19 protein-coding genes, 1 tRNA gene, 1 rRNA gene and 2 pseudogenes are annotated in these 18,681 nt (G+C 33.4%); 15 read left to right on the plus strand and 8 right to left on the minus strand.

Annotated elements, in window-relative coordinates; translation table 11 throughout:
- Positions 1 to 93: 93 nt before the first annotated feature.
- Positions 94 to 1,146, minus strand: a complete 1,053-nt coding sequence (pyk, locus tag ACE38V_RS15255) for a pyruvate kinase (RefSeq protein WP_375842479.1) — start codon at positions 1,144 to 1,146, stop codon at positions 94 to 96.
- A 726-nt stretch (positions 1,147 to 1,872) separates the two neighbouring features.
- Here pyk and ACE38V_RS15260 point away from each other — a divergent pair.
- From ACE38V_RS15260 to ACE38V_RS15275, 4 genes and pseudogenes are all read left to right on the plus strand, one after another.
- Positions 1,873 to 2,165, plus strand: a pseudogene (locus ACE38V_RS15260) (GNAT family N-acetyltransferase); the annotation flags it as partial.
- Between the two features lie 264 nt (positions 2,166 to 2,429).
- Positions 2,430 to 3,038 (plus strand): stage II sporulation protein M, encoded by a 609-nt coding sequence (locus tag ACE38V_RS15265; protein WP_375842481.1) that lies wholly within the window; start codon positions 2,430 to 2,432, stop codon positions 3,036 to 3,038.
- A 273-nt stretch (positions 3,039 to 3,311) separates the two neighbouring features.
- Complete coding sequence (locus tag ACE38V_RS15270) at positions 3,312 to 4,088, plus strand: Cof-type HAD-IIB family hydrolase (RefSeq protein WP_375842483.1); 777 nt, start codon at positions 3,312 to 3,314, stop codon at positions 4,086 to 4,088.
- 411 nt (positions 4,089 to 4,499) lie between these two features.
- Positions 4,500 to 4,976: a VanZ family protein gene (locus tag ACE38V_RS15275; RefSeq protein ID WP_375842485.1), complete on the plus strand. Its 477-nt coding sequence runs from the start codon at positions 4,500 to 4,502 to the stop codon at positions 4,974 to 4,976.
- A 148-nt stretch (positions 4,977 to 5,124) separates the two neighbouring features.
- On the opposite strand, the gene ACE38V_RS15280 is transcribed toward ACE38V_RS15275, so the two are convergent.
- The 4 genes from ACE38V_RS15280 to ACE38V_RS15295 all read right to left on the minus strand — a co-directional run bounded on the left by ACE38V_RS15280 (position 5,125) and on the right by ACE38V_RS15295 (position 8,294).
- Positions 5,125 to 5,976 carry a DUF2785 domain-containing protein gene (locus ACE38V_RS15280; RefSeq protein WP_375842487.1) on the minus strand — a complete coding sequence of 284 codons (852 nt, stop codon included), beginning with the start codon at positions 5,974 to 5,976 and terminating at the stop codon, positions 5,125 to 5,127.
- 96 nt (positions 5,977 to 6,072) lie between these two features.
- Positions 6,073 to 6,972, minus strand: coding sequence for a zf-HC2 domain-containing protein (locus tag ACE38V_RS15285; protein WP_375842489.1), 900 nt, complete (start codon positions 6,970 to 6,972; stop codon positions 6,073 to 6,075).
- Positions 6,956 to 7,465 (minus strand): RNA polymerase sigma factor, encoded by a 510-nt coding sequence (locus tag ACE38V_RS15290; protein ID WP_375842491.1) that lies wholly within the window; start codon positions 7,463 to 7,465, stop codon positions 6,956 to 6,958. The genes ACE38V_RS15285 and ACE38V_RS15290 overlap by 17 nt, the downstream gene beginning before the upstream one ends.
- Positions 7,466 to 7,874: 409 nt before the next feature.
- The gene (locus tag ACE38V_RS15295) at positions 7,875 to 8,294 is read right to left on the minus strand and encodes a carboxymuconolactone decarboxylase family protein (RefSeq protein ID WP_375842493.1); all 420 of its coding nucleotides are present in this window, start codon (positions 8,292 to 8,294) and stop codon (positions 7,875 to 7,877) included.
- A gap of 122 nt (positions 8,295 to 8,416) precedes the next feature.
- Between ACE38V_RS15295 and ACE38V_RS15300 the strand changes: the two genes are divergently transcribed.
- A complete protein-coding gene (locus ACE38V_RS15300) occupies positions 8,417 to 8,857 on the plus strand; it encodes an Lrp/AsnC family transcriptional regulator (protein WP_375842495.1) in 441 nt (146 codons plus the stop codon).
- 105 nt (positions 8,858 to 8,962) lie between these two features.
- Here ACE38V_RS15300 and ACE38V_RS15305 read toward each other — a convergent pair.
- Positions 8,963 to 9,035: transfer RNA gene (locus tag ACE38V_RS15305), tRNA-Ala, on the minus strand.
- A 235-nt stretch (positions 9,036 to 9,270) separates the two neighbouring features.
- Here ACE38V_RS15305 and ACE38V_RS15310 point away from each other — a divergent pair.
- Both ACE38V_RS15310 and ACE38V_RS15315 read left to right on the plus strand, forming a co-directional pair.
- Entirely contained in the window at positions 9,271 to 9,831 is a 561-nt protein-coding gene (locus ACE38V_RS15310) for an ArsR/SmtB family transcription factor (RefSeq protein ID WP_375842496.1), read from the plus strand.
- A gap of 30 nt (positions 9,832 to 9,861) precedes the next feature.
- Positions 9,862 to 11,091, plus strand: a complete 1,230-nt coding sequence (locus tag ACE38V_RS15315) for an MFS transporter (RefSeq protein ID WP_375842498.1) — start codon at positions 9,862 to 9,864, stop codon at positions 11,089 to 11,091.
- Between the two features lie 42 nt (positions 11,092 to 11,133).
- On the opposite strand, the gene ACE38V_RS15320 is transcribed toward ACE38V_RS15315, so the two are convergent.
- The gene (locus ACE38V_RS15320; RefSeq protein WP_375842500.1) at positions 11,134 to 11,874 is read right to left on the minus strand and encodes an MgtC/SapB family protein; all 741 of its coding nucleotides are present in this window, start codon (positions 11,872 to 11,874) and stop codon (positions 11,134 to 11,136) included.
- Between the two features lie 91 nt (positions 11,875 to 11,965).
- Between ACE38V_RS15320 and ACE38V_RS15325 the strand changes: the two genes are divergently transcribed.
- Together ACE38V_RS15325 and ACE38V_RS15330 are read left to right on the plus strand one after the other, a co-directional pair.
- Complete coding sequence (locus tag ACE38V_RS15325) at positions 11,966 to 12,880, plus strand: DMT family transporter (RefSeq protein WP_375842502.1); 915 nt, start codon at positions 11,966 to 11,968, stop codon at positions 12,878 to 12,880.
- Between the two features lie 190 nt (positions 12,881 to 13,070).
- Positions 13,071 to 13,625: a GNAT family N-acetyltransferase gene (locus ACE38V_RS15330; RefSeq protein WP_375842504.1), complete on the plus strand. Its 555-nt coding sequence runs from the start codon at positions 13,071 to 13,073 to the stop codon at positions 13,623 to 13,625.
- A gap of 36 nt (positions 13,626 to 13,661) precedes the next feature.
- On the opposite strand, the gene ACE38V_RS15335 is transcribed toward ACE38V_RS15330, so the two are convergent.
- Entirely contained in the window at positions 13,662 to 13,844 is a 183-nt protein-coding gene (locus ACE38V_RS15335) for a hypothetical protein (RefSeq protein ID WP_375842506.1), read from the minus strand.
- 437 nt (positions 13,845 to 14,281) lie between these two features.
- Between ACE38V_RS15335 and ACE38V_RS15340 the strand changes: the two genes are divergently transcribed.
- From ACE38V_RS15340 to ACE38V_RS15365, 6 genes and pseudogenes are all read left to right on the plus strand, one after another.
- Positions 14,282 to 15,370 (plus strand): glycerol dehydrogenase, encoded by a 1,089-nt coding sequence (locus tag ACE38V_RS15340; protein WP_375842507.1) that lies wholly within the window; start codon positions 14,282 to 14,284, stop codon positions 15,368 to 15,370.
- A gap of 318 nt (positions 15,371 to 15,688) precedes the next feature.
- On the plus strand, positions 15,689 to 16,357 hold the full coding sequence (locus tag ACE38V_RS15345) for a GntR family transcriptional regulator (protein ID WP_375842528.1): 669 nt from the start codon (positions 15,689 to 15,691) through the stop codon (positions 16,355 to 16,357).
- 23 nt (positions 16,358 to 16,380) lie between these two features.
- Positions 16,381 to 16,912 (plus strand): annotated as a pseudogene (locus tag ACE38V_RS15350) (SDR family oxidoreductase); the annotation flags it as partial.
- A 181-nt stretch (positions 16,913 to 17,093) separates the two neighbouring features.
- Positions 17,094 to 17,660 (plus strand): DUF2238 domain-containing protein, encoded by a 567-nt coding sequence (locus ACE38V_RS15355; RefSeq protein ID WP_375842508.1) that lies wholly within the window; start codon positions 17,094 to 17,096, stop codon positions 17,658 to 17,660.
- 75 nt (positions 17,661 to 17,735) lie between these two features.
- Positions 17,736 to 18,302: a DUF2238 domain-containing protein gene (locus tag ACE38V_RS15360; RefSeq protein WP_375842510.1), complete on the plus strand. Its 567-nt coding sequence runs from the start codon at positions 17,736 to 17,738 to the stop codon at positions 18,300 to 18,302.
- Positions 18,303 to 18,573: 271 nt separating this feature from the next.
- Positions 18,574 to 18,681: ribosomal RNA gene (locus tag ACE38V_RS15365) — 16S ribosomal RNA — on the plus strand; the annotation flags it as partial.

Consider the following 18,681-nt stretch of genomic DNA (forward strand, 5'->3'; position numbering starts at 1 on the left):
GTTTAGTACAACAAAATCCAATTTAGTAACTCTGCTAAATATTGATGGTAATAAAACATATAGATGCATGCAAATTTTATAAGGTTTTTATTATCATTCAATTTCGTTATGGATTAACCTTAACATATCTGTAAAATCATAAGGATTATATTTTCTGGCAATATCAGCAAACTGGGATACAATCGTTAGTGTTTCAGTACTTTCTATTGGAAAATGTCCCGAAGCGCTTTCGGCTGAAAGCATTACTGCGTCGGTCCCATCTAATACAGCTTGAAAAATATCTGTTACTTCTGCTCTTGTAGGTACCGCATGTTCAGTCATTGACTGTAGCATCTGCGTAGCAGTAACAACATATTTATTTACTTTGTTGCATTCATGTATCATTGCTTTTTGCAAAAACGGGATCCACTGATAAGGTAATTCGACTCCTAGATCCCCTCTAGCAATCATGATGGCATCTGATTTTTTACAGATGTTTAGAAAATCATGGATGGCTTCAAGTGTTTCAATTTTGGCCATCAACTTAGGAGGATGAGGTGTGATTTTTTTTATAAATTCGCTAATATCTTCAATATTAGAAGCCTTTCTGATAAAGGAACATGCGATATAATCTGCTTTTAAATCAACTAGAAATTGAATATCTTGTTTATCTTTTTCAGTAATAGCAGGTAATGATAATGTTGTTCCAGGAACGTTAACACCTTTTCGAGAAGAAATGATTCCACCGACTTTCACGATTGTCTTAATCGTGCTAGCATCTATGTCCGTTACGGTTAATTCTACTTCCCCATCATTTATAAGAATATGACTCCCTATTTGTATATCATCAACTAAGCCTTTGTAGTCAACACTTCCTCTATTTTTATCTCCAATAACTTCATCAGTGGTTAATAGAAAAATATCCTCTTCATGAAGAGTAATATTATTTTCTGAGAAATTTCCTAATCTTATCTTTGGACCTTGCAGATCTCCAAGAATTTGAATATTTGTATTAATAGAACGAACAGTTTGGACGATCTGATTATGGCTTTCATAAGTTCCATGAGAGAGATTTAAGCGAATGACGGTCATGCCATGATCCATTAATTCAGTTAATCTTTCCCTATTGTAGCTAGCTGGTCCTATTGTACAAATTCGGTCTACCATATGCTGCTTCCTTTCTTATATATATATTGATATTTTATTTTGAGACGAACTTCAAATGAATCCTTTGAAATTCTATTTGTATAAATTTTAAAATAAGTTTGAGCCGTAAAGAATTTGGTCTTATATCTTAATATGTAAAATACTGCATGATAATATGAGAAATAAGAATATTTAGTAAACAGATTTACTTTTATTGTTTTGAATCAAAGGTGTGTAGATGTAGGAAGCAGGGGACAGATCCTATTTTATTTTTATATAGATCCTTGTTTTAACCATGATACAAAAATAGCTCCTTCTATGGATTGTTTAGTTTGAAGATTAAGCAATACCACAAAAGGAGCGTTTTTTTAGAAAAACGGTTAAGAGCCAGCATGAAGCAATTCTGTTCTTCCTTGCATTTTAAAATTGTGGAAGCAGATAAGCGTCCCTTGCTTCCACCCGACTTCATTCAATCTATTTTCTAATTTAACTATCAAAGCATTGGTCTCGTTAGTAGATTTATAGATTACATTCATCTACTCTTTTACTTTTTTGAAGACAGTCATTTCTAATATTTGCTTATATTTTTCATAAAATAGGTTCAATATATGGTAATTAATGTTAATATAAAAGGATGTTTCTACTAATAAAACAATCTATCAGAGTATGATGAAAGAGAGAGGCTAATTTTTATTTTTCCGTAAACTAGGAATAAACCCGCACTTTAACCCACAATAACATGATTACAATGGGGAAATTATAGGCTTTCTAATTGGATTTCTATCCCAATCTCATCCTGATTCAGAAAACATAATGTCGGAAAGGAACTATACAACCAATTTTTTAATATGGTAAAACAAAATGGCTGTAATATTATCCGCTGTGTAACGTCTCGAGTTAACAAAGTTTCAATTGCATACCACACCAAGATGAGATTTAAAATTGAAAAGGGAGATAAAAAAATCGATGGTATTGAAGTAAACATCAATTATGACGGACCAAATCAAGACAGAGTTTTATTTATAAAACATTTAGATTAATTAATAGTTCCTTCTTCAACGTCCTTTATTTATTAATGGGGTTGCTTTTTCTTTTTGCCGGAGTGGAATGGGGGACGAAAATATCTTCATGAGAAAAGGAAAAAAAAATTAGATAAAATGAAAACTCGTGACATGAAATAGAAATAAAGCACATTTCTTTCTTAGGCAAGAAATGTAATCTAATTAATGAATTGAACCATTTATTTGATGAGATATTACCTAGATAAGTTAAGGGGAGAATGAATCTAAATTATGATGTTCACTATGACAAATGTAGCTAATAAAGTCGTATTAAAAAGAGCTATTTATTTTTTTATATTTGCAGCAGCTATAACACTTATTGCAACAATAGTAACCTACATAATTAATCCAGATTTAAAAGAAGTAATGGAAGGGATAGGAGATAGTTCACCAAGCCAAATAAAAGAAACTACAGGTATTGATAAAGTATGGTCATATATTATTCATAACGGTTTTGTAGTACCTTTGCAAATGTTTATCTTAGCTTTAGTTCCAATACAATTTCTATATTTAGTAAATATAATTTCAACTAATTCTTTGCTTGGTGTTGTTTTTGGGATTGCTTTACAAGCTGATTTTAAAAAAGGCTTTCAGCTAATAATTTCTTCCATCCCTCATTCTATTTTTGAGATTTTCGCGTATTGCTTGCTTGCAGCAGTTCTCTTTGAATTAAATCAAGTTGTTAGAGTAAGAATAAGAAATATATTTAAGAAAGATAAAGGAGAAAAATCTCTTATTAAAAAATTTTTAAAGATAATAAGAACTTACGTTGTTTTTGTTTTACCGATAATCATTGTAGCCGCATTGCTAGAAACATACATAGCTGACATTATACTCCATTTACTTCAATAGCAAATTGAATTCCCTTAGAGACACAATGAATAACAGTTTTCCATAAACGGGCGCATTTCCAGAGTATGGATCTGCGTTTTTTGCATGAAAGGACCAGATTGTTGAATAAAACAGTTATGGTTTTATGCTAAAATTAGGAAGGTATTGTGAAGAAACGTACTTAAAGTAACGGAGCAGTTTAGTGTAATAAGAAATTATTTCTCACACCAATTTATGGAATTATTATGGCGATAGCTTTGTGAATTAATTCAATAGATAAGGAGGTATTAATTATTGGCAGCATCAGTAATAGTATTAGACCTTGATGGGACATTATTAAATAATAACAAACAGTTATCTAATAGAAATCTAAATGCAGTCTTAAACTGTTATAATAATGGAAAGAGAATAATAATAGCGACGGCTAGACCTCCAAGGTCGGTTAAAACTTTTTTACCAAAAGAACTTTTAGCTGTTTCATCTTTTGTTTTCTATAACGGGGCATTTATATTAGATACAAAGACAGGTTTTGAAGAACACCATTCAATACCGAAAGAAATATTAACAAAGGTCCTAGATTATTGTAATGAATTTCTACCACAATGTAAAATCAGTGTTGAGATGAAGGATAAATGGTATTCCAATCAAGAAGTAACTGACTCTTCTATTTACAATTTGAAGTTTAGTCCTAATATATTACCAATTGAACAATTAAAAGAGATTCAAGCAACTAAGATACTTTTATCAGAATTTGATAAGATAGAAAAAATAAAATTATTTATTGGAGAAGAAATTAATTATATCGTAACTGATAATGGTAAATTGATTCAAATAATGAATAAAAATATTTCCAAGAAAACTGGGGTACTAAGATTATGTAGCCATTATGGAGTAAGTCCATCTGAAGTTATGGTCTTTGGGGATGACTACAATGATGTAGAGATGTTTAGAATGTCTGGATATGCGGTTGCAATGTCAAATGCCATTAGTGAACTAAAGGACATAGCTAATGAGGTAACAGATACAAACGATAATGATGGAGTAGCTAAAGTTTTGGAAAGAATTATTTAACCCACTTGAATTTGTAGTGGGTGGTAATGGTGTTCAACGGTGATGAATGTGATGTTATTCACTTAAGCTAAATGGTCAACCAGAAATATTTTCATTTCTAGTTGACCTTATAATACCAACGAGTGCTTTAGCTCAATAACTGAGGAACTTTTGGTGTTTTTGTGTTTTTCAATATTCCATTATCGGGCGTAATTCTCCAGCAAGAATTGTGCTCTTTCTTTATGTTAAGGTGCAGATTGTTGAGAACTAGCTAAACCTAACGAAGCAGCTGGGGTTAAGATGATATAATTTAAAAAAACTGATTTGTATCAACAACAACTGGACGAACATGGCAAATGTGAGTTTTTGAAATGACCATAAGCGAATCAGCATTGTTTCACGGTGGTGTGACAAGAAATTGGAGGAGAAATATTGGAAAATAAAAAATTGACATTCGTATTATTCATAATCTATGTATTAGCACTTATTTGGTTAGTTCTTTTTAAGTTACAGTTTTCTTTTGATCAAATAGACAGAGTGCGAGTAATTAATATGATTCCACTTAATAAGTCTGTCTTTTTTGAGGTGTATAACAATATAAGGATTTTTGTACCTTTGGGTATCTATATTTGCATGTTGAAAAGTAAGTGGTCTTTTATGAAAAAACTTCTTTCAATTATTGGTTTTACTCTGGCATTTGAGATTATACAATTTGTTTTCGCAATCGGAAGAAGTGATATTACTGATATACTGGCCAATACACTTGGAGGAACAATCGGTATTGGCATTTATGAGATATTATTCAAGATTCTAAAACACAGGACGAATAAATTTATAAATATATTAGCCTTGGTGCTAACTTCTTGTGTAATGTTTTTCATTATCTTTATATTTAAAAGGCATAGCTAGGTACGTATTGAATGGATTTTGGAAATATCTATCTAACCCCTTGGCTATTCGAAGTAGAATAGTTGAGGGCTTATTTTTGTATAGGGAAATTTTTATTGATTTTTCTATGGACACTATCTGAATGCCAAATTTAAAAAATAGGAATTTCTTAAATTTCATCAAGACATTTTTTAATGCATTTTTGAATAGATAATAAGTTCGGATTTTCATGAATCTTTATGAAAAAACTTTTTAAAAATGACTTACAGTTTGCAAGCAAAAACCCAAATTTTTCTTCATCAATTTTTTCTTTCTGTATTTTTAGTACTTGCGGTATAGACTGTATTAAGGCTTCTATTTTTTTTGGATCCAATCCATTGTTTAACATCACTAATATTGGTTGTAGAATTCTCTCAACTTCATCATGATCGTATGCATTATCAGATACAAATACCTTATTCCACAGTGGTTTTAATATTTCTAAATAAAGCTTCTGTTTTATTTTTGGACTTTTAACAAGTTCATCAAATGCGTCTGCTACATGAGCAATACTATGAGCCCACCCTTTTAACGAAACAAAACCCCTTAAATCCTTCTCCAAATTAATATAATCGATTAGTTTATCTTTTATTTGATATACCATCTCTTGTGAGAGAAAGTTGTCTCTATTATCTCTATATAATATGAGTGCAATTAAAAGAGAGGTAAAAGACCTTGTAAAAACCGTATCAGTACCATTTTCACCAATTCCTTTTAATAACAACTCACTTAAACACAAATCTAATAATTCATTTAATAATTCATGCTCAAGTTGATTTTTTTCGATAATTAGTTGATAAAAAGAGCTATAAATCAATTGGTCTCTGAGTTCACCATCAGTTGATCCGATATGTGTTATCATGGATTTGACGATTATTTCTTCACTTTCTTCTTCCCAGGTTCTTTTCCCGCTCTTTATTTCCTTTAAGACTTTTTTCAATTGAGCTTCTTGCATTGGAACAATGTTGACTAGTAAGCTCATAAATAATTCTCCTTTGTACGCTTGAATGGAGCTGTTTTCAATTAAAAACTTTCCTTCTAATTTCACAAAACTATACATTTAATAAGGGAAAATAAGCTATTTTTCATTTGAAAGCTTGGTCAATTTAATCGTTAAATCTGTTTTCTTCTCAGACCAATTTGAGATATTTATGAATTCCTCATTTTTCATTTCTATTGTATAGATTTTAGAGTTCTTTATGTCAAAGCTTTGTCCATTTGAGGAATTTTCCTCAAAGTTAGAAGTAGACACAAAAACATAATAAGGTGTTTCAAAATGGTTTATGACTTGTATTGTATATTTTCCTGCTTCAATTTCTCCACCCGCTTGAAATTTTCCAAACTTGTTATGGAATGAATAAGTATCATTTTTTAGTATTTCTTTATTGAAGTTGGATGGTGTAAGTTGTGCGTATCCGTTTCCTCTTACCGAAATTATGTTGTTGCTATAAAATTGTTTACCTACGTATTCTTGACCTTCATCTAAATGTATCCCTCCTATCTCAATTTCTCCTTCAACCGCTTTAATATCATAAAAGCCAGGCATAAAATCTTTATTATTTATCTTATAGGATTTAAGAAAAGATGATTCAAGATTGACATATTCAGCAGGATTTTCATCAATATTTCTATTTTTCATTGTTAATGGTATTGGTTCAACTCTATTTATGATGACATTATTTGCATAAAAAACATATCCCCCTATTAAAAAACCTAACATAGTGAAGAAAGATAAGAATGAACTTGTACTAATTATTCTACGCTTTTTGATTCTAGAAATGACTTTGTTTAAATTAATCTCGGATGGTTCTACATCTTTATGAGTAAGGATGGGTTCTTTTTTCATATCTTTATATATTTGGTTGCAAGTTTCACATTCATCTAAATGACTACTAACCAATAAATGACTTTCATCACTCGCTAATTTGTCAATGTATAATGGTAATAAGTCTTGAATAATTTTACAATGGTTTATCAAATTTATCCCCCTTTTCCATTATTCCCCTCAATTTATATATCCCTCTATGAAAAGTAACTCTTGCCCAGCTTTCACTTTTCACAAATATGTCTCCTATCGCCTTGAAACTTAAATCATTAAAACTCCGAAGAATAACAACTTGCTTATAAGGCTCATTAAGTAGCTTGATTGCTTGGAGTAAAAAAAGGTTCTCTTCCTTCTTTTCCACTAATTTTGAAGGAGAAGATAGATTCACAACCTCAGTATTATTTTCATTAATTTCGTCATATATTGTTGGATTCTTTTTTTGATGTTTAAAATAGACATATTTTCCAATCTGATACAGCCAAGTTTTTATTGAAGAATTCCCCTTAAAGCGATGAATTGAAATATATGCTTGAAAAAATGTTTCTTGGACCAGTTCTTCTGTTAACGTTTTATCATTGGTCAGATAATATATGTAATTGTATAATTCCCTTGAGTATAGTTTGTAAATTTCCGTAAATTCCTTCAATAGTTCCCCCCCTCATAGAATTAGTATCAATTTTTTTACTTTCGTTACAAAAAAAGTAAAAATAATCACTTTCCAGTAACTATTTTTCGGCATTAAACTAACAACTCCTTCATTCCCTTGAAATTCTATGGGACATACTAATATGGGTTCTAACATATCCGGATAAAAATGAATCGCAACTTTTAGATTTTTAACCTGTAGGTGTGGCGTATATATTGTTGGAAATTATCTACAATGGTCATAAAAAAATAACCTAGATCCGCCATTCTTTTTAACAGTAGCCTCTAGGTTATTTCTTTTGTCCTTTTTTACAACATTTCTTGCAGATTAGAATTTTCGTTAAATATGGGGTCGTAAAAAAATCAAAACCACCCGTGAAAGCAACTTTTTATATGTTTACCTTTTTTAGTTAGAACCTGTTAGGTTCTAATTTCATTACTGCCCCAAAATATTGTTGAGCCGTAGTAAAACTAATGAAGGCACAAAGCTCACTAACTTCATTATCAGAAAAATACTCGTTTAATATTTCAAACGCGAAATCTGGGACCATTCCTTTGGGGGATTTCAAAAATACCTCCGCAAACCCTACTGCAACAGATGTTTTTTCATCAAACGCATTAGGCTCAGGCTTTCCTTTTGCTTTGCAATACTCACAACCATTGCTTTGTGCCAATGATCTTCTAACTTGCTCTTTTAATTTGGATGACAATAGCCCGTCTTTTTCTAATATTTCTCCTAAATTAGACCATGCTTCCATAACTTTTGTATTATAACCAAGTAGCTTTTGAAAAGGTGTTTTCCCAAAATTTGATTGATTGATTCTTGCCATTTACACTACCTCCTTGTTATATTAAATATAAAGGATAAATCGTATAAATCACATTAAATTAAAAATGGTATTTCGTTATATCATTTAAATTATTAACAAAAAAGAGAGGTATTTCTTTAAAAATGAAAATAGACGATATTGATAAAAAAATAATAGTTGAATTATCTAACAATAGTCGTTTATCAATGAGCGAACTCGGAAGAAGAATTAATTTATCCTCTCCATCCGTAACTGAACGAGTAAGACAAATGGAGTCATTTGGATTAATAAAAAAATATACTTTAGAAATTAACTACGAAAAATTAGGACTACCTATTCAATGTATAATAGAGGCAACAGTAAAAAATGGGGACTATAAACGATTTAAGAATTATATAGAAAGTCTTCCCAATGTTGATTTTTGTTATCGAATAGCGGGTAATGCTTGCTATATGCTTAAAATGCAATTTGAAAATTTTTCTAAAGCAGAAGAGTTCATTGACACTGTAAATCCATATGCTTCAACTGTTACACACTTTATCTTTTCAGAAGTCCAGACAAGTTTGAAAGTTGATTCACCGTGACCCATTTTCCAGAATAATAAAATGCCTTTGCATAAATTAGCAAAGGCATTTTTAATTATATACAAAAAAAGAAGCGACCGTAATCGCTTCAATCAAAATAAATGATGGAGACTATCGGGATCGAACCGACGACCTCTTGCATGCCATGCAAGCGCTCTCCCATCTGAGCTAAGCCCCCGTATACCCTAGATAAAATTGGTAGTGATACTAACTACTGAGTGATCCCAGCTGAGCTAATGCCCCGAATATAAAGACTACATCAAAAATTATATCCACATCTTGTTCTATAAGCAAGAAAAAAATGATGATTTAGGATAAAGTTATTGGCTCTATTTTTGAATAGGGGTTGATAAATAAATTTGAACGTATTAAAATTTTAATACGTTCAAATTTATTTATAAGGTGCGATAAGAATGAAAGACATTTATTATATTGAAAGTTTAGAGCAACTCAAGGTTTTAAGTGATCCCTTCCGAGTGAGGATTATTTGGGAACTGGATGAATCCGCTAAAACGGGGAAAATGTTAGCGGACCTTTTAGAGTTGTCGCCATCTAAGATGCGTTATCATTTAACCGAGCTTGAGAAAGTTGGGCTGATTGAGATAGAAAGAACGGAAATAAAGAATGGAATTGTGCAAAAATTTTTCCGCCCGATTGCAAAAATTATTTCTCTTGAAAAAATGTACCCTGTGATTAATGGTGATACTTCCTCCATCAATAATTCTCTTATCGAGAATGCCTTATTACTGTTGGAGAAGGCAAAAATCAATTTAAGAAAAATAAATGCGAAGGCTTTTAACCCAGGAGAACTCATTCAAATCTTTGATACTCTGTCGTTAACTGAAGTGGAGTTTCAAGAATTCAAGATCAAATTAAATGAGTTGAAGTCCTCCTTTCAACATGAAAATCATCAAGGAAAAAAGAAATACCAAATCTATGTTGCAGCATTTCCTGAAGGAGATGAAAAGAAATAAGTTCAAGTGTGGCAGAAGGGCGGAAAGGATATGAACTTAAAGAAGGATAGAAATTTCTTATATATTATCAGTGCCAACACATTAGCCAATATTGGCTCAGGGATTGCGATGATTGGCATCCCTTGGCATTTGTTGAATCAAGTGAATGGGGAACGAAGTCTTGGGATTATCACATTTATTACGACGGGTCTGCTTTTTATACTATCCCCCTATCTTGGAATCATCATTGATCGCTATTCACGAAAGAAGCTCGAGTTAATTTACAATTTGCTAGGGTTTTTGCTTGTATTTGCTTTTGCTCTTTGGGGCCTCTTTTTAGGGGAGTATCAATCTTACCATCTGATGATTTTATATATGGTGGGATCGCTCTATTTTACCTTTCATTTTCAAACCATGCTTGGGATGACACAGGAGCTATTTGCAAAAGATACTTATCAAACACTAAATAGTGTATTGGAAATACAAAATCAGGTGGCCAATGTGATTGCAGGAGGTTTGGCAGGGATATTGATTGCCCGCTGGGGATTAGTCAATATTCTTCTTGTTAATGCAGGAACCTATTTAGCTGCATTTGTATTCTATCTCTTAATCAAGTATCAAAAATCACAGTCTATAAATTTCACAAAAAAAGTCAGTGCTATTGAGGATTTTAAAGCGGGATGGAAATATTTAAGACAGCAACCAAGCTTAAGTATTTTTTATTTAGCTACCTACATTCCTTTTTCCATTGTCATGTTAATTAATTATGTCTTTCCAGTATATGTGAGGAAGACATTACATGCAGGTCCTGTTGTATTTGGCCTTTATGAAGTAATCTTTTCGTGTGGCTCCGTTTTGGCAGGTCTCGTTATCGTTGTATTAACAAAACGTTTAGGAAAAGAAAGATTCATTATCTTGAATGCGACCATTATCACCATTTCAATGTTCTGCTTACCAATCCTACCTTTGGCTTCTGTGTTCTTAGTGATGAACGTGATGATTGGTTTTGGAAGTGCAGGAGTAAAGATTACTCGAAGGACGATTATGATGGAAAATATTCCAACCAGTATCGTCGGGCGAGTCAATAGTTTTTATTCAATCGTTGAAATTGCCTTACGCTTAACGTTCATTAGTATTTTCACAGCTATGATCTCCAAAACAGGAACAACGATTCCATTGCTTATCATGGGAACCCTTCTCCTATTTTCAGTTTTCTTTATTATGTACTGTCAAAAAGGCGTTAAAAGAGAGTTTGCCCTGTCAAATGAATCGTTAAAATAGTTTAAAGGCACCTTCCATATTACAAGAAGGTGCCTCTGTTAATTATTGCAGGCTTTCGACCTCTACTGAAGTCACACCCTCAATTTCTGAAATACTGTAATACACATCGGTCGTCTTTCTTTTGAAATTGACGGTGATTCTTAATTTGACTAAATGATCGCCAGTTTCTAAGTCTTTAATGCGAATATTTTTGATGGCCATTTTTTGTTCATTTACCGCTTTAATTAAGTCATCAATTTTCTTTTTCTCGTGTACAATAACGTGAAGCCTAATTTCTTTTTGACGCAGTTGCTTTGGTCCTATGAGTGAGACTAAGATGGGAATGAGTTCGACGCTGATGATGAGTAGGGTTACACCAGCGATGGCTTCAATGTAAAAACCAGCACCCACGGCAATTCCGATTCCAGCAGCTCCCCAAATTAACGCGGCTGTTGTTAAACCGGAAATGCTGTCGTTCCCACGACGAAGGATGACACCGGCTCCTAAGAAACCAATTCCCGATACAATTTGCGCAGCAAGACGGAGGGGATCCATGGTAATATTTACAGCATCGTTTTTTGGAAAGGTATAAGCTGATTCAATGGAGACGATCGTGAGTAGACAGCTGACGATGGAAATGACTAAACTGGTTTTAAGACCAACTGGCTTTCGTTTAATTTCCCGTTCAAGACCAATAATTAATCCGAGCACAGTAGAGATTCCTAATTTAACCAGAATTTCAAGATCTAGTTGACTTAGTAGACCTCCTTTAAAGATAGTTGTAATGTTATAGAGTAAAAGCAATGACAATACCTCCAAGTTTTGATAGTTTATGGCAATTTTGTATAGTAAAATATGGTATATGTGTAAGAATTCGGAGAGCAGGAGTGATCGTGTGGAAAGTCCTAAAGTAAATCCTTATGTTGTATTGGCAATTGGTGTTTTATCTGTATCTGCTTCGGCAATCTTGGTTAAAGTATCCTCTTCTCCGTCTGGTGTAATCGCTTTTTACCGTTTATTTTTCTCGGTGCTGTTCATGTTGCCTCTTTTTTTATTTAAGAATGCAGCCGAGTTAAAGTTAATCACGAAGCGAGATTGGATATTTTCTATCGTCTCAGGCCTCTTTTTGGCGTTTCATTTTATCCTATGGTTTGAATCATTAAACTATACCTCTGTGGCTAGTTCAACTGTGCTTGTCACTCTTCAACCGTTATTTGCCTTTATTGGGACCTTTCTATTTTTTAAAGAAAGATTTTCTGGTAAAGCTGTCATAAGTTGTGTGATCGCGATTATCGGAAGTGTGATTATCAGCTGGGGTGATTTTCGGATAAGTGGAATGGCTCTTTTTGGGGATTTTTTATCATTAGTTGCCTGTGCACTTGTTACCGCTTATCTAATGTTTGGTCAATCTGTTCGCCAAAGATTATCATTAATAACATATACTTTTGTTGTCTATACCTTTAGTGCTATTGTGTTATTTTTTTATGTATTAATAGATCAAGAGTCTTTTTTTCCAGTTGTTAAGACTGATTGGATCTATTTTATCCTTTTAGCCTTAATTCCTACTTTAATGGGCCATACTTTATTTAACTGGTCACTTAAATGGATTAGTACATCGACCATTTCAATGGCCATCCTTTTTGAACCAGTCGGCGCAACGATTATGGCCTATTTTCTATTGGATGAAAGCGTAACATGGTCGCAACTAATTGGGGGAATCATTGTTGTTTTCGGAATTATGTTTTTTATCTTAGATGAAAGAAAAGTGTTAATCAAGCAAAAAAACAAAATATCAACGGAAATGAAGTGATGATGTTGAGGATTCGTCAAGCTGCGGAAAAGGATGCATGGGGAATTGCCGAGGTTCATGTCAAAAGCTGGCAGTATGCATATAAAGGAATTATGGATCGGGATTTTTTGGAAAATCTTCAAATCAGGGATCGATTTTCTTTGTGGAAGGTCCTTAAATTACAGCTAGAGAAGATTGAGGTGATTAAAAAGTGGATATCGAAGTTCCTTTTGAAACCTTTCCAATTCTTGAAACGAAGCGAATGATCCTAAGACAGTTGGACAGGAGAGATGCATATTCTCTTTATCGCTATTTTTCCATTGAGGAAGTAACGAAATATTATGATTTAGAGCCGTTTACTACGGAACAGCAGGCTATTGATTTAATAAAACGCCTTTCCTACGAATATACTTTGGGAGAGCAAATTCGCTGGGGAATACAATGGAAGAATTCTCGTGATATTATTGGGACATGCGGTCTTCACGAGATTGAAAGAGAGCATTTTAAAGCAGAAATCGGCTATGAGCTGCATCCGGATTATTGGGGAAAGGGAATGATGACTGAAGTGATCGCGAAAGTATTGGAGTACGCTTTTTTTACCATGGGCTTAAACCGTGTAGAAGCATTCTATCATCCATTAAACCTTGCTTCAAAAAAAGTATTAGAAAAGAATGGCTTTCAGTTCGAAGGAATATTAAGGCAACGATTATATAAAAAAGGAAAATTTATGGATGTTGCTCTTTCAGCTGTTCTAAAAGAAGAATAAAATGGAGAATCCTCGCTGTGAAGGATTCTCCATTTTTTAATAGGGATAGAGGATGGTTGTCAAGCCAGAAAAAACAAATGCTCCAACGACACTAAAAATAAAGGTTCCTCCATATATTTTTTCTTCTGAATTGGCCATCTTAATTCCTTCAATATAAGCATATATAAACAAATAGATAGCCATCACAAGAGAAAGATATAACGCGATAGATTGAAGCAAGGAATATCACCCACTTAAGAGTTAATAGAATACTATAGCTTTATGCTAGAAAGGGGATTCCTATGACAAATTCGAGTTGATCTACTTTTGGATAGAGATTTCTAATTATAGATGCTTATGATTTGGATAACATTTTTAAAAGCAGTGAAACGAGATTGACATAGTATTGTGTGTGATGTGGTTAAAATTATCCACAAGCTGTTGATAACTTTGTTTATAATGATAAAATAGGTATTTTAATTGTGGATGATTATGTGGATTTCATGTGGATAACAGTTTTAGAAAGTGAAATTAAAATAATAGACTTGAAATACGAAGGAATTTCTAATATTTAGTAAATTTTTGTGAAGTTTTACACAAAATGAAATTTTCTGTCCTCTCAATTGCTATAATTTATTTGTGTTAACTACATACTTTAAGCAAAAGGAGAGATTCATATGTCAACGATTGTTTTTCGTTCACCAAGTAGGTACATTCAAGGCAAAGGCGCTTTAAAGAGTATTGGTGTATACATAAAAGAACTTGGTCAAAAACCACTCCTTATTTCCGATGAGATCGTATGGGGGATTACTGGAGATACTATTACTAATAGCTTAGCCACAGAAAATCTAGAATATCAATATGTCCCATTTCATGGAGAAGCTTCTATGAATGAAGTAAACCGAATTGCTGAAATTGGAAAGGCTCATTCTGCCGATATTGTGATAGGGATTGGCGGAGGGAAAACGCTAGATACAGCGAAAGCCACTGCAGATACATTAGACGTGAAGGTTGTGATTGTGCCGAGTGCAGCCTCTACAGATGCGCCAACAAGTGCGTTATCTGTAATATATACGGACGAAGGCGTGTTCGAAGCTTATAAATTCTATAACAAAAATCCTGATTTAGTTTTAGTAGATACAGCTGTTGTTGCCAAGGCGCCTGCAAGATTATTTGCATCAGGAATCGCTGATGCCATGGCAACTTGGGTGGAAGCGAGGGCTACGATTGACAGTAATAGCTCTGCTATGGCTGGTGGAAAAGTAAGCATTGCAGCCAAAGCGATTGCAGAGGCATGTGAGCAAACTTTATTGCAATATGGAATTCCTGCTTATAAAGCGGTGCAAAAAGGAATGGTCACAAGACATGTAGAGGCCGTTGTTGAGGCCAATACACTGCTATCCGGTATTGGCTTTGAAAGTGGTGGATTAGCTGCCGCTCATGCGATTCATAATGGATTTACTGTCCTTGATGGCGATATTCATCATTTAACTCACGGGGAGAAGGTTGCTTATGGAACGCTTGTTCAATTGGTATTAGAATTGCATCCTCATGAGGAAATTTTGAAATATATAAACTTCTATCGTGAGCTAGGACTTCCTACTACTTTAAAAGATTTACATTTAGAAAATGCTTCTTATGAAGATTTAGTCAAAATAGGAGCGGCTTCAACTAAAGAAGGAGAAACGATGGGAAATTTATCACCAGAAATAACAGCTGATGATGTGGCAAATGCTATTATAACGGTAGATCAGTTAAGTAAATAACCCCCTTTATGACTAATATTAGTTTGAAACATCCGATTTCTTTAAAGAGGTCGGATGTTTTTTTGTATTTATTATTTCAAAATAGGCTGGAAAATAGTTATGTAAAGAATTCTAGTTTTATGTAGTCAAGAGAATCCCCCGGCTCTTACTGAAATATTTCGTAGAAAAAAAGGACTTTCTTTTTTGCCTATTACCACTATAAGAAATATAAAGGATTATGTTAAAGTCTATTATATATAGGCAAATCGTAGTAATGGATTAGTAATTTCGGTATAATATTTATTGAAAGGGGGAATCAAATCTATTATGGTTAGAGGAATGACCAAAGGAACCCTGTCTACAAGGGACTACATATACGAAAGCCTCTTAGAGGATATACTACAGATGACATTGGAGCCTGGTAAGAGTTTATCAGAAAAAGAAGTAGCAGAGGTTTTTCATGTAAGTCGCACCCCCGTTCGCGAAGCATTTTTACGCTTAGAGAAAGAAGGATTACTAGAAATATTTCCTCAAAAAGGTTCATTTGTTTCATTAATTGATTACTCCTTAGTTGAGGAAGCACAGTTCATGAGAGAGCAGCTGGAGCTGGCTGTTATGAAGTTAGCCTGTGAATCTTTCCCAAATGCTGAGTTGATCAATCTTGAAACAAATCTCAAGAAACAAGAAATATATGTGAGGGAAAAAGATTCTAAGGAGCTCTTTAACCTTGATGAGGAATTTCACTATATATTTTTCAAGGGGTGTAAAAAGGAACGAGTCTGGGATAATATTCAAGCAATGAATTTACATTTTAAGCGTGTTCGTGTCTTGCGGTTGGTTAGTGACTATTCCTGGGAGAATATCATTAAAGATCATATGCTGATTTATCAGGCAGTCGTTGATAAAGATAGTGAACGGGCTCAGGATATTATGCATAGGCATTTAACAAGAGTTTGGGATGATTCAACAGATCTGAAATTGAAGTATCCGCAATATTTTAAAGAATAAAGACAGGTAAAAAAGCTGATGATGGAGGAAATAATCCGAAAGCGATTACAACAAATCAAACATTAAAAGTAGAAGATCGAAAATAAAGATTTGGTTACATTCTTTGATATGACCCCAGAAGTTTTTAAATTTGTATTTGATTTAGACTTTGTTGGTACCTTTATTCAAACACAAGTTTTTTCCAAAGGTATGGTTGGAACAGGTGGATGCATTATTAATATGTCTTCTATGAGTACACCAAGCCCAATGACAAAGGTACCTGCTTATAGTGCTGCAAAAGCAGCAATTAGTAACTTTACACAATGGATGGCTGTCCATATGGCGGATTCCAATATTCGAGTTAATGCTCTTGCACCAGAGCTCTTTTAACAAATGAAGACGGATCACTGACAGAACGCTCTGAGAAAATTCTCTTCCATACACCAATGAGACGTTTTGGTAAGCCAGAAGATTTATTAGGGACGCTACTCTGGTTAGTGGAATACACAAAGTGGATTTGTTACTGGTATAACCGTACCTGTTGACGGCGGCTTTATGGCTTATTCTGGTGTTTGATGTATATAAATAATAAAGATTTTATTCGCAGATACAAATATGTACTGTGAAAATTAAAGAAACCTGCTTTTCCCATTCATTTTTTGTTTAAAATAAATGGGGAAGGCAGGTTTTTTATTTTACTAAATAGAATTGAAAAAAAGGGTCATAATAAAAAGAAGTGCATACAAGAGGTGATGAAATGAAACGGAAAGTTATCATAATTTTAAGTGCAATTTTTATGCTTATTAGTATCGTTTTATTTATTGTATACCTCATGAAAGGTGATTCTTCAAGGTGGCAGGTTGCCTTAGGTGGATTTGCGGTAAGTGCTTTACCGCTTTTACTATTGTTATTAAAACAAATTCCTTTTAATATTCCATTAATAATCGGTTATTATCTCACTATTCTATGCACCGCATTTTTAGGATCCATTGGAAGCTTTTATTTGCATTATAAATGGTGGGACTCTACTTTACATTTTTATAAAGGATTATATGTAGGATTTATTGGGATTACATTGTATAAAATATGTGTTCCAGAAAGGGTACGAGATGATGTATCACGTTGGATGATTTTTTTATTTATTCTATCTCTCTCTGTTTCCTCCAGTGTACTTTGGGAGATTTATGAGTTTGTAGGGGATTTACTATTTACTCATACTATGCAAAGGGGTGGGAATAAGGACACGATGTATGATTTACTCTCATGTATTGCTGGTGGATTGATTGTTTCTATATATGCTACCGCTAAAAAGCGGACTGTATAAAAGTAAATCTCAGGGAAAGAAAATAGATGCGTGGAATAAGGTTTATATATTCCACTTAAAAAGATGGAGGATAATATGAGTCGAAAGATAACCATTGCCCTCAGTTTAGTTTATGTCCTATTTATGGCTATATTGGCATTTGTATATAAAACTGATGATGAAGATTTTAAATCACTGGTAGCGATAGGTGGAATTGTTTGTGGAGCTATCCCTTTCCTTTTAGCATTTTTTACAAAATTACAATTTAATCTTCCCCTTATTATTTTTTATTTTGTCTTTCTGTTTGGTTCACAATATTTAGGATCTATTCGCGGCTGGTATGGTTTAGGATGGTGGGATACCTTTCTTCATTTAATTAGTGGAGCAATTCTTGCATTTGCAGGGATCGCGCTCTACGAACGTTTAGTTCATAGGGATGCGGGAAGGGAAATATCGTCTTGGTTTATCTTTTTATTTATTTTTTCGTTCGCTGTATTTGGCGGAGTTGTTTGGGAGGTCTATGAATTTAGTTCTGATCAATTATTTGATATGACCCTTCAAGGAGGAGGAAATAAAGATACTATGGTTGACTTGATTGCTGATACTATCGGTGGATTTGTTATTGCAATCGGTTCAGCAGTAAGGACAAGATTAAAAAAGTAAGGAATAAAAAAATTCCTAAATAATGCTCTCATGAAAAGAAAAAATATATTGCAAACTTATTGTTATCGTGATATATTATTTCTTGTCCTCAAAGAGAGGATGGAATACAAATAAGAAAATATATCAAAAAAGTAATTGACGAAAAAGTGCGATTATGATATATTTAAAAGGTCGCTTCTGGGCGATATTGGGAAAAATTGTTCTTTGAAAACTAAACAAACCATACGTCAACGTTAATTCTATTTTTAAAATTAAGAGCTAATCTTACTCTTTTTTGGAGAGTTTGATCCTGGCTCAGGACGAACGCTGGCGGCGTGCCTAATACATGCAAGTCGAGCGAACTTTTGGGAGCTTGCTCCCAAAAGTTAGCGGCGGACGG

This window comes from Cytobacillus sp. Hz8 (assembly GCF_042263505.1).
Lineage (GTDB): Bacteria > Bacillota > Bacilli > Bacillales > Cytobacillaceae > Bacillus_BE.

Bases quoted from the DNA above. Each gene is read 5' to 3' on its own strand.
- pyk (WP_375842479.1), bottom strand. From the start codon at position 1,146: ATGGTAGACCGAATTTGTACAATAGGACCAGCTAGCTACAATAGGGAA.
- ACE38V_RS15265 (WP_375842481.1), top strand. From the start codon at position 2,430: ATGACAAATGTAGCTAATAAAGTCGTATTAAAAAGAGCTATTTATTTT.
- ACE38V_RS15280 (WP_375842487.1), bottom strand. From the start codon at position 5,976: ATGAGCTTACTAGTCAACATTGTTCCAATGCAAGAAGCTCAATTGAAA.
- ACE38V_RS15295 (WP_375842493.1), bottom strand. From the start codon at position 8,294: ATGGCAAGAATCAATCAATCAAATTTTGGGAAAACACCTTTTCAAAAG.
- ACE38V_RS15300 (WP_375842495.1), top strand. From the start codon at position 8,417: ATGAAAATAGACGATATTGATAAAAAAATAATAGTTGAATTATCTAAC.
- ACE38V_RS15310 (WP_375842496.1), top strand. From the start codon at position 9,271: ATGAAAGACATTTATTATATTGAAAGTTTAGAGCAACTCAAGGTTTTA.
- ACE38V_RS15315 (WP_375842498.1), top strand. From the start codon at position 9,862: ATGAACTTAAAGAAGGATAGAAATTTCTTATATATTATCAGTGCCAAC.
- ACE38V_RS15340 (WP_375842507.1), top strand. From the start codon at position 14,282: ATGTCAACGATTGTTTTTCGTTCACCAAGTAGGTACATTCAAGGCAAA.
- ACE38V_RS15345 (WP_375842528.1), top strand. From the start codon at position 15,689: ATGACCAAAGGAACCCTGTCTACAAGGGACTACATATACGAAAGCCTC.
- ACE38V_RS15355 (WP_375842508.1), top strand. From the start codon at position 17,094: ATGAAACGGAAAGTTATCATAATTTTAAGTGCAATTTTTATGCTTATT.
- ACE38V_RS15360 (WP_375842510.1), top strand. From the start codon at position 17,736: ATGAGTCGAAAGATAACCATTGCCCTCAGTTTAGTTTATGTCCTATTT.